9 protein-coding genes are annotated in these 10469 nt (G+C 43.0%); 2 read left to right on the top strand and 7 right to left on the bottom strand.

Going from position 1 to position 10469, the window contains the following annotated elements; genetic code table 11:
* Positions 1–675: 675 nt before the first annotated feature.
* From OU793_RS21865 to dusA, 7 genes are all read right to left on the bottom strand, one after another.
* On the bottom strand, positions 676–1455 hold the full coding sequence (locus OU793_RS21865; protein ID WP_005477371.1) for a phosphoadenylyl-sulfate reductase: 780 nt from the start codon (positions 1453–1455) through the stop codon (positions 676–678).
* Positions 1448–3184, bottom strand: coding sequence for an assimilatory sulfite reductase (NADPH) hemoprotein subunit (cysI, locus tag OU793_RS21860; protein WP_015297344.1), 1737 nt, complete (start codon positions 3182–3184; stop codon positions 1448–1450). Before cysI ends, OU793_RS21865 begins: the two co-directional genes overlap by 8 nt.
* On the bottom strand, positions 3184–5055 hold the full coding sequence (locus tag OU793_RS21855; RefSeq protein WP_140116504.1) for an assimilatory sulfite reductase (NADPH) flavoprotein subunit: 1872 nt from the start codon (positions 5053–5055) through the stop codon (positions 3184–3186). Before OU793_RS21855 ends, cysI begins: the two co-directional genes overlap by 1 nt.
* A 117-nt stretch (positions 5056–5172) precedes the next feature.
* Positions 5173–5403 carry a hypothetical protein gene (locus tag OU793_RS21850; RefSeq protein WP_005455817.1) on the bottom strand — a complete coding sequence of 77 codons (231 nt, stop codon included), beginning with the start codon at positions 5401–5403 and terminating at the stop codon, positions 5173–5175.
* 151 nt (positions 5404–5554) lie between these two features.
* Complete coding sequence (locus OU793_RS21845) at positions 5555–6214, bottom strand: TIGR04219 family outer membrane beta-barrel protein (protein WP_005455819.1); 660 nt, start codon at positions 6212–6214, stop codon at positions 5555–5557.
* A 101-nt stretch (positions 6215–6315) separates the two neighbouring features.
* Positions 6316–6531: an envelope stress response protein PspG gene (pspG, locus tag OU793_RS21840; protein ID WP_005496590.1), complete on the bottom strand. Its 216-nt coding sequence runs from the start codon at positions 6529–6531 to the stop codon at positions 6316–6318.
* Between the two features lie 163 nt (positions 6532–6694).
* Positions 6695–7675 (bottom strand): tRNA dihydrouridine(20/20a) synthase DusA, encoded by a 981-nt coding sequence (gene dusA, locus OU793_RS21835; protein ID WP_140114788.1) that lies wholly within the window; start codon positions 7673–7675, stop codon positions 6695–6697.
* Between the two features lie 160 nt (positions 7676–7835).
* Between dusA and OU793_RS21830 the strand changes: the two genes are divergently transcribed.
* Both OU793_RS21830 and OU793_RS21825 read left to right on the top strand, forming a co-directional pair.
* Positions 7836–8954 carry a site-specific integrase gene (locus OU793_RS21830; RefSeq protein ID WP_000146090.1) on the top strand — a complete coding sequence of 373 codons (1119 nt, stop codon included), beginning with the start codon at positions 7836–7838 and terminating at the stop codon, positions 8952–8954.
* 370 nt (positions 8955–9324) lie between these two features.
* On the top strand, positions 9325–10389 hold the full coding sequence (locus OU793_RS21825) for an Abi family protein (protein ID WP_001143855.1): 1065 nt from the start codon (positions 9325–9327) through the stop codon (positions 10387–10389).
* Positions 10390–10469 lie beyond the last annotated feature (80 nt).

The following is a 10469-nucleotide window of genomic DNA, read 5'->3' as shown; positions in this document are numbered from 1 at the left end:
TGTTAGGCCTGCCGCCAGCGTTCAATCTGAGCCATGATCAAACTCTTCAATTTAAAGTTTTGTTCGGCTCAATGAATACTGAACATTACATAAAGTAATGTTTGAATTGACTGTGCTCTTATTGGTTTTCACTTTTGAAAAAGTGAAACAAAACAGCTCAAGGCTGCTTCCCAATTCGAATGGTCACTTCGTTTCATTGAAACCTAATTTGATACCGAAGTATCGAATTGGATTATCATCAACGAGTGCCCACACAGATTGATAGGTCTATATTGTTAAAGAGCTATTCTTCTTTGTGATTCACATCACTTCGGAAGAGGCGGCCATTCTAGCGAGATAATTTATTGTGTCAAACACTTTTTTAAAATTATTTCGTTTTTCTTTCTAGCCTTGCCAACCTTGCTGAAACCCTTGCGAGCCCTTGCCCTGTCGACGAGGTGGCATTATAGAGATCGCGCTCACATTGGCAAGTGTTATTTTGCAAAAATTGCAAAAATAATGATTAAACGACGACTTTTCGCCCAAAGCTTTATTTATCCAACTTTACCCAAAACTATCAAACAACTTATCCACAGAGTTATCCTAAAATGTGTATTTTTAATTCCATTACTTATGCCTATAAATAAAGAAAGCTGCATGATCGCAGCTTTCTTCTATAGATAGATATATCTGTAACTAGATACCTGAACCATCTTGTTCATTACCATCATCTTCATGAAGTCCACATTCACGCTTTAAACCAAAGAAGCGAGTCTCTTCCTCTGACATTCCTGGCTCCCATTTACGTGTCGTATGTGTATCCCCAACAGACAAGTAACCTTCTTCCCAAAGTGGGTGATAGGTAAGACCATGTTGCTCGAGGTAGTAGTGAACATCTTTATTAGTCCAATCGATTACGGGCAGAAACTTAAACACGCCATTTTGAATCGACAGTATCGGTAAACCCGCTCGTGATTTACTTTGCTCTCTACGTAAACCTGAAAACCATGTTCCAACATTAAGTTCTTTCAATGCACGACGCATTGGTTCGACTTTATTTATTTTGTTGTACTTCTCGATCCCCTCAACACCCTGCTCCCATAATTTGCCATAACGTGCTTCTTGCCATTGAGCACTTTGCTCCGCTCGATAAACTTTTAGATTAAGGTTGAGTTTTTCTGTCAACTCATCAATAAAGCGGTACGTTTCTGCAAACAGATATCCGGTATCCGTAAGAATAATTGGGATATCAGGTTTTTCTTGAGTCACAAGATGAAGCATGACAGCGGCTTGGATACCAAAGCTTGAGGATACCGCAAACTCTCCATCCAGATTTTCCAAAGCCCACTTTACTCGCTCTTGTGCCGACAGCGGTTCAAGTTCGACATTGATTTGTGCAAGACGGAGAATTTGCTCCGTCTTTGTTAATGTCAGTAACTCCGCCAGCTCCGGTTTGGAAGCCACAGAATCAAGCATAGAAGTCCCTCTTTGATACGAACACTTCTTGAATGATGCCTGCACGAATGGTGAAATCGCCAAAGGCTTCGCCTTCCTCACGCTCTTTCGACCATCGAGCCACCAGCAGATCAATCTCTTCTAGGATTTGTTTATCCGTGATGTTCTCTTTATACATTTTAGGTACACGTGTACCAGCACGATTCCCCCCCAAATGTAAGTTGTAACGACCCGGCGCTTTACCTACCAGACCAATTTCAGCCAACATCGCACGGCCACAACCATTTGGGCACCCGGTCACGCGCAGAATGATATTGTCATTTTCTGGCAATCCGTGTTTTTCCAGAATGCCTTCAACATCCGTGACAAACTGAGGGAGGAAGCGTTCAGCTTCTGCCATCGCTAGAGGACAAGTTGGGAATGCCACACACGCCATTGAGTTTTTACGCTGCTCGCTGACATTGTCATCCATTAAGCCATGTTCACGAGCGATCTTTTCAATCTTCGCTTTTTCGCTTTTAGGTACACCCGCAACAATTAAGTTTTGGTTGGCGGTCATACGGAAGTCACCTTTGTGGATCTTCGCGATTTCAGCGACGCCCGTTTTCAGCGGCTTACCCGGATAATCCAGCAATCGACCATTCTCGATAAATAACGCCAAGTGGAATTTACCATCGATACCTTCTACCCAACCAATACGGTCACCACGTTCAGTGAACTCATACGGGCGGCTAGCTTCAAACTGAATGCCCGCACGTTTTTCTACTTCTGCTTTAAAGACATCTGTACCGACGCGGTCGAGTGTGTATTTGGTTTTAGCGTTTTTACGGTTTGAACGGTTACCCCAGTCACGCTGAGTTGTTACAACCGCAGCCGCGACATCTAAGGTTTTTTCTAGAGGAATGAAACCAAAGTCATCAGCTCGACGTGGGTAAGTCGACGTATCGCCATGTGTCATCGCCAAACCACCACCCACTAGCACATTAAAGCCAACCAATTTGCCGTTATCGGCAATCGCAACGAAGTTCAAATCGTTCGCGTGGACATCCACATCATTTTGTGGAGGAATGACTACGGTTGTTTTGAACTTACGTGGTAAGTAAGTTTTGCCCAGGATCGGCTCATCTTCTTCAGTCGATTCGACTTTTTCTCCGTCTAACCAAATTTCAGCATACGCGCGAGTTTTAGGTAGAAGGTGTTCACTGATCTTCTTCGCCCACTCGTAAGCTTCTTGATGCAATTCAGACTCTACCGGGTTCGTGGTACACAGTACGTTACGGTTAACGTCTCCTGCTGTCGCGATTGAATCAATACCGATGCTGTTTAGCGTTTGGTGCATCAACTTGATATTTGGTTTTAGTACGCCATGGAACTGAAACGTTTGACGTGTCGTCAGGCGAATACTTCCATATAACGAGTGTTCTGTAGCAAACTTGTCGATCGCCAGCCATTGTGTTGGCGTAATAATACCGCCAGGCATACGAGCACGAAGCATCACGTTATGAAGAGGCTCAAGCTTTTGTTTGGTACGCTCATTACGGATATCGCGATCGTCTTGCTGATACATACCGTGGAAACGAATAAGTTGGAAGTTATCCGCTGTAAAGCCGCCAGTGATTCGGTCTTGCAAATCTTCGGCGATGGTTCCACGTAATAGATTGCTTTGTTTTTTTAGGCGTTCGTTATCAGATAGTGGCCCTAGCTCTTCGCCTAATACAATCTGCTTGTTATTTTCAGTAGAAAAAGTCATTAGTACACATCCCTCTGATAACGTTTCGCTTTACGTAAATCATTAATAAATTGTTCTGCATCGTCACGCGGCATCTTGCCTTCTTGCTCCGCAACAATGACCAATGCGTCATGGACATCTTTCGCCATACGAGTCGCATCACCACATACATAGATGTAAGCGCCATCTTGAATCCACTGCCATACTTGCGCGGCATTTTCTAAAATGCGGTGCTGTACATAAACTTTTTCTACTTGGTCACGACTGAAAGCAACATCTAAGCGGCTTAACACTCCCGACTTAAGGTATTTTTGCCATTCCACTTGGTACAAGAAATCTTGTGTGAACGTGCGATCACCAAAGAATAACCAGTTTTTACCTTCAGCATCGCGGTTTTCACGCTCTTGAATAAAGCTGCGGAATGGCGCAATACCAGTGCCCGGCCCAACCATAATGATCGGTGTATTATCATCTTCTGGCAGTTTGAAGTTATTGTTGTGCTCAACAAATACTTTTACGTCACCGCCTTCTTCTAGACGTTGAGCCAAGAAGCTCGATGCGCCACCGTAACGTTTTTCATCGTTGTGGTCATATTCAACCAACCCGACGGTAAGGTGTACTTCTTCATCCACTTCAGCTTGGCTAGAAGCAATAGAGTAAAGACGAGGCGTCAAACGGCGCAATAAACCAACTAACTCATCCGCGGTCAGTTTGGTTTTCTTCTCTGTGAATACATCAACAATTTGAGTGTTGGCTGAGTACTCACGAAGCTTGTCTTTATCTTCCACCAGTTTTTGTAGTTTCTTGCTACCAGATAACTCGGCAAACTTGGCCACTAGCTGTGGGTTAGATGTCGTGATCTCGAACTTACTCACTAAAGCACTGTGAATCGATAAGCTTTCACCATCAACGTCAACTGTTTCAACACCAGACAAACCAACTTTACCTAGAATTTCATTAGCAAGCTCAGAGCTGTTTTCGTACCACACACCCAAAGCATCACCTGGTTGGTATGTCAGACCCGAACCATCTAGATCGATTTCGATATGGCGAACATCTTTACCCGAGTCTCGACCCGTGATCTTTTGGCTGGTGAGTAACGTCGCTGTGTATGGATTTTGTTTGTTGTACTGAGAATGTGAAGCTGCCGCTTGTCCTACAGGAAGTTGAACAATTTCCGCTTCATTGCCAGAAGATAGTGTCTCTTTAACTTTACCTAGCGCATTCTTGCGCCATTCTTCCGCTGCCGCTTCGTAATCAACATCGCAGTCAATACGCTCAATAAAAGACGTCGCGCCCAGTTTTGCTAAGTAAGTGTCAAAGTCTTTACCAGTTTGGCAGAAGAACTCATAACTAGAATCACCCAATGCAATCACACCATATTGAAGATTTGATAGCTTAGGCGCTTTCTTAGATTGTAAGAACTCGTGCAGCTCAATGGCATTGTCTGGCGCTTCACCCTCACCGTTGGTAGAAGCAACAATGATGACGTGCGTTTCTTTGGCTAAGTTTTTGCCTTTGTAGTCGCTTGCGTCAAACAGCTCTACTGCAATTCCTTCTGCTTTTGCTTCTTGTTCCAACGCTTCAGCAACACCTTTTGCGTTACCGGTTTGAGAAGCAAAAATGATGGTCAACTTACCGGCAGGCTTTGCTGATACTGCGGCAGCTGCTTGGGCGATTGGTGTTGCCGCCGCACTTGGTTGATGTTGAGCTAAACCCCAAAAGTACCCACTGACCCAAGCAAGTTGCTGCGAAGACAACTCAGAGACAGTTTGTTGGAGTGAATTAAATTGTTGGTCATTCAGAGGGCTTGCGATCGGAGGATTTCCGCCTTGCCCATTATTATCTTCAGACACATTCTTGTGAGAATACTCATTCTTTTGAAAAGACATTATCACGACATCCCTATTCATTGCGTGACGATAGAGTACCCACTCTCCTTAATAACAAGAAAGAATAGAAGTGAATGTTTTATAACTTTTTGGAAGTAAGAACGGCTTACTTTTTGCTCAGCGATCTTCGATGCGGACTTGTTGAAAGCCCACCGCCATGGCTGATTTTGAGGCGGCATCTAAATCTTCATACAAACATTCTTCACCGTGACTGTCGGTCAGAAACACGAAACCACCTCGCGCATGCCTAAACTCAACAACCCATCCACCTTCTTGGATTGCTGGCTCAATAATGGCTTCAACAAGCTGGTTTTCACGAAATAGATGTCTTAGTTCATTTATTGTCATCGCTATCCCTGCTCTAACTTTCCCATTGCTCCTAAATAAGCATGGTCTACCTGAACAAAATAGGGAGAGAAATTCGAATAGATATAATGAAGTGGTATAAAAAAACGCCACTTATATCGTGGCGTTTTTAAAACTGAAGAAAGGAATCGAATTAAAATGAGTATTCCGCGCTAACAAAGAAGCCATTTGCGAAGATAAACTCTTTACCTAAGCTTGAGAGAAACACTTCCGACTCTAAATCGATCACGCGGTATCCACCACGGAAAGCCAACTGAGCGTCTTGTAGTGGCACATGGTATTGAATGCCAGCCATTAAGTCCGTGCTCTTGATGCCTTTGTTGTCACCAAAGTTCATTTCACCAATCACATCAAAGTTCGTATTAGGCACTTGGATCTCTGCGTAGCCGTACCAAGCCCAGATAAGCTCATCAAACTCTTCAGTACGCTTATTTGTACCAGCATCAATGTATTTCGTATCGCTTAGATTGCTGAATGTAACACCCGCATCAAAATGCAATAGATCATGGTCTAGCACTTGGTAGTACATGGTTAAATCGAGTTTATCAAAGCCCATGTAATCGGCATCAACACTTGAGTAACGTAGACGTGCATTCGGTACGTATTTCACATCGTGCTCAATGGCAGCGTAAAAAGTACCCGTTGTACTGCTATCTCTTCTTACTTCATTAACTTTTGTATCTGCACCCCATACTTCTGCCCCCACTTTTGCGGAAAAAGAAGATTCTGCGAATGTAGGAAGAGATGCGGCTAATGATAATGCTGTTAAAGCGATGGTCGCTTTATTTGTCATGGAATGTGTACTCCGAGATAGCTGATATTCAACAATGAGGGCGTGAGGGGAAATATACCATACTCTCACGCCTCGCTATCAACTAAATCGTCTATACCCGACTATTTATAACGCGGTTGGGCAACGAAGTTTTTAAAGAACCAAATACCCAATGCGATGACTATCAGCCATGGTAATAGTTTGAGTACCGCGCCGATCATGCCAAGTAAAAACATCACAACCAACGCAATACCTGTTGCTGCGAACACTGTCATCATCGTGATGCCTGTTACTAATAAGGTCGCGGCAAATACTAAAATAAAGATCAGCTCCAACATAATCACTTCTCCATTTGTTTTAAACGACTAGAGCAGTTTCCATACCAACTTATCCAAAACAAATTAAGGTTATGATTTCTAAATAAAAATAAAGCCAGAGGCATTTCTGCGCTCTGGCTTCGCTGTCCGTAAGTTGGTATTTTTAGCCAACCACTGGTGAATTTTACACATTCAGCTCTTTTGGAATCTTCGCTAACGCATCCTGTAGCACTTCTAGGCCAGAACCTGGCTTGTGCGCATTTTCACTGATGTGACGACGCCATTGGCGAGCACCCGGCATATTTTGGAACAAACCCAACATGTGACGAGTGATATGACCAAGATACGCACCTTTCGCAAGCTGCGCTTCAATGTATGGGTACATCTCTTCAACAATTTCACTGCGCTTCTTCACCGGAGCATTAGAACCAAACAGTTCTTGGTCTACCGAGGCAAGCAAGTAAGGGCTTTGGTAAGCTTCGCGACCAATCATCACACCATCTAGGTGCTGGAGGTGCACTTTTGCTTCTTCCAGAGATTTCACACCACCATTAATAGCAATAGTTAAATGAGAAAAATCTTGCTTCAATTGGTAAGCACGTGGGTAGTCCAGCGGCGGAATCTCGCGGTTTTCTTTCGGGCTCAGACCACTTAGCCACGCTTTACGTGCGTGAATAGTGAACTGCTCACAGCCGCCTTTCTCAGAGACGATCGATACGAAGTCCGTTAGGAACTCATAAGAATCTTGATCGTCAATGCCGATACGTGTTTTAACCGTAACAGGAACATCAACCACCTCTTTCATTGCAGCGACACAGTCCGCGACCAATTGCGGCTCCGCCATCAGGCAAGCACCAAAGCGACCGTTTTGCACACGATCAGATGGACACCCCACATTTAGGTTGATTTCATCGTAGCCACGTTCTTGCGCCAACTTGGCACACTTGGCCAAATCTTCTGGGTTTGAACCACCCAACTGAAGGGCTAACGGATGCTCCTCTTCGTTGTAAGCGAGGAAATCTCCTTTTCCATGAATGATCGCACCTGTCGTCACCATTTCAGTGTACAACAGGGTTTCTTTGGTCATTAAGCGATGGAAGTAGCGACAATGACGATCGGTCCAATCCAACATGGGTGCTACGCTAAATCTCCCACTCTTTGACACATCAATATTACTAGACAAGTCTATATTTTGCAAAGAATTATCTATTTTCTGTTCTCGGTTCATTTTCAATTATTCTCAATCATTTTTCGCTATTGCGTGCCCCATATGTATCCCAGTATCATATGGGGCACGCATTCGAACAACTATCAAGGAACCATAGATGGCCAGCTTTACATTGGAGAGACGTAAAACCAGCAAAGGGGTACTGCGATATAGATGTGTTGTTCGATTAAAAAAAGGTAATGACGTAGTATATCGTGAATCTCGTACTTTCGGGAAAAAAGCCGACGCAAAAGCATGGGGGACGGCGCTTGTATCTAAACTCGAAACGCATGGCCTACCAGGTAAAACCCCAGAAGTTACTCTTCGAGAGCTGATCATCATGTACTTAAATGAACCTCACATTGCGAAAGGTATTGGTCGTTCAAAACGTTACGGTCTTAACATGCTAATTGATACAGAATTAGCGAAAATACAAGCGAACAAGTTGACCGTAGCCAACCTTGTTCAGCACTGTAAAGATCGTAATGACGCGGGAACAAGCCCTCAAACAGTGTCCGGTGATATTTCATATCTTCGCAGTGTTCTTAGAGCAGCAAAGCCAATTTTTGGTATAGATGTTAACGATTCTGTCGTACAGGAAGCTTACTATACTCTTTATCAACACAATCTAATTGCTAAATCAAACCGAAGAAGCCGACGCCCTGAAACGTCAGAGCTGAACAGAATCAAAGTAGAACTTCGGAGAAGACAAGAACATCGTGCCGCTCATATCCCATTTTTAGATATTCTAGATTTTTCTATTTTGAGCTGTATGCGGATTGGAGAAGTGTGCAAAATTCTATGGGAAGACGTAGACGAAGGAACTAGAGCTGTTAAGGTACGGGATCGTAAAGACCCTCGTAAAAAAGAAGGGAATCATATGTGGGTTCCACTTTTAGGAGAAGCCTGGGAAATCTTGAATAGACAGCCTAAAACTTGCGACCGTATCTTCCCCTACAACAGCAAAAGTGTTTCCGCAGGCTTCCAACGTGTAAGAAGCTCACTAGGGATCCAAGACCTTAGATATCATGATCTTAGGAGAGAAGGAGCAAGCCGTTTATTTGAACAAGGTTTTTCCATTGAAGAAGTAGCTCAAGTGACTGGTCATAGAAATCTAAACACACTTTGGCAAATTTACACTGAGCTTTTCCCAAATCGCGTGCATGAAAAATTCAATTCACTCCAAAGATTAAAACAACTAGATCAAGTCAGTGAAAAACCTCACAAGACATCATAAAAACACGATTTATTGAGATAAAACAAAAATAAAAGACGTCAGTTCATTTTCTAAAAGCGGACATTGAGGAACTAATCCAAGCTTAACCAATTAGAAGTTTGGACCTAATAAATAGAAACAGAGTGCAGTTAACAAGATGCAAGTAGGCAGGATAGGAAAGTTAGATCGAAAAAGGCTCCTAAAAGGAGCCCTTCGAAAATATCTCGCTAACGGGGTCTAAGACCAACCAGCTTCACACTGTACCGCGCTTTCAATCTAGTGACGTTTCCGTCGATAGTTGGATTCTAGCTAATCCCAGCCCTATGTCAAGTAGTTTGTTCACCGTCGGAAGTATAGGTATACTTTATCATCATCACAGCGGAACACTAATATGCCTGTAGAATCAATAATTAAAACACTATCAAGCCCTCGACTCTCTACTTACAAAAAGCCAAACTTATGCGATGCAAGCGATGAACAAAGCTTAGGACTATATGCGTGGAACAAACAGCTATCAGGTCTCTTTTATCCCGTGCTTCAAGTATTAGAAGTTTCTTTGCGCAATGCTATTAATAATGCTTACATCGAATATCATGAGAAGTTAGTCGAAGCAAGTTTTCAACAGCAAGATTGGACCAAAGAGAAAGCTAATATCGACCGATTTTGGTTTTGCAATTCTTATACAAATCAAAATAATCGCCCAGCATTTCAACAGATAACTAAAGCTAAGGGGGATTTAGTTAGAGAGGGGAAAGCTATTACACCTGATAATCTAATTGCAAAACTAACGTTTGGTTTTTGGGTACACTTAACGGACAAAAACCATCGTTCAAGCCAACCTCCTGCAAATCCTCCTATTATTGAGCTTTGGCCGAGTCTTAACAGTTTAGTTTTTCCATATGCTAAGGACTTAAACGGCACACCTTTGAGTATTAACCATATCAGCTCAAACTTATTCGAAATCAATAAACTTAGAAATCGTATCGCACATCATGAACCGATCTGGAAAGCAACAGATTTATTTGATTCCGATGACAGCATAAATACTGTTGTGGCACATTACGAACAGTGCTTAAAAGTCATCCGTTGGATCAATCCCAACAACTTAAAGTTGTTGTCTGTCATAGACAACGACAAACTGATGGGAATAGCCTGCTCTCAACATACGCTATGGCGAAGTAAAATGTTAGCATCGGGACTTCCTTCTGTTCCAGACATTATTGAATGGAAAGAAAGGCATGAAATCAACACCAGACGCCAGGGTGAAGTAGTTAGTGCAACGGCTGGCTATGCAATTATACGCTGCAAAAAGTCACATCAGGTATTCTACACCAACAAATCTATGCAGAAGAGACGGAAAGCTTGGCCTTTACCTGTTGGTATTGATGTAACTTTCATTCCCAAACCAGCCCCTGCTCAAGGCAAACATCCCAATGCGACTCAAGTAAAGCAATAAAAGCAATAAAAGCAAAAGAATGCAGCATTAAGACTGGGCTACGATTGAGTAGCCTGTCTAGGCTGCACTTCTCTTTACCT

It is taken from the genome of Vibrio sp. VP6, assembly GCF_028823755.1.
Lineage (GTDB): Bacteria > Pseudomonadota > Gammaproteobacteria > Enterobacterales > Vibrionaceae > Vibrio > Vibrio parahaemolyticus.
Note: the sequence above shows the minus strand (reverse complement) of the source record. Positions and strands in the feature narration are given on the sequence as shown.

Coding starts and splice junctions, on each gene's coding strand:
- OU793_RS21855 (WP_140116504.1), bottom strand. CDS start 5,055: ATGTCTTTTCAAAAGAATGAGTATTCTCACAAGAATGTGTCTGAAGAT.
- pspG (WP_005496590.1), bottom strand. CDS start 6,531: ATGTTGGAGCTGATCTTTATTTTAGTATTTGCCGCGACCTTATTAGTA.
- OU793_RS21825 (WP_001143855.1), top strand. CDS start 9,325: ATGCCTGTAGAATCAATAATTAAAACACTATCAAGCCCTCGACTCTCT.
- OU793_RS21865 (WP_005477371.1), bottom strand. CDS start 1,455: ATGCTTGATTCTGTGGCTTCCAAACCGGAGCTGGCGGAGTTACTGACA.
- OU793_RS21845 (WP_005455819.1), bottom strand. CDS start 6,214: ATGACAAATAAAGCGACCATCGCTTTAACAGCATTATCATTAGCCGCA.
- cysI (WP_015297344.1), bottom strand. CDS start 3,184: ATGACTTTTTCTACTGAAAATAACAAGCAGATTGTATTAGGCGAAGAG.
- OU793_RS21850 (WP_005455817.1), bottom strand. CDS start 5,403: ATGACAATAAATGAACTAAGACATCTATTTCGTGAAAACCAGCTTGTT.
- OU793_RS21830 (WP_000146090.1), top strand. CDS start 7,836: ATGGCCAGCTTTACATTGGAGAGACGTAAAACCAGCAAAGGGGTACTG.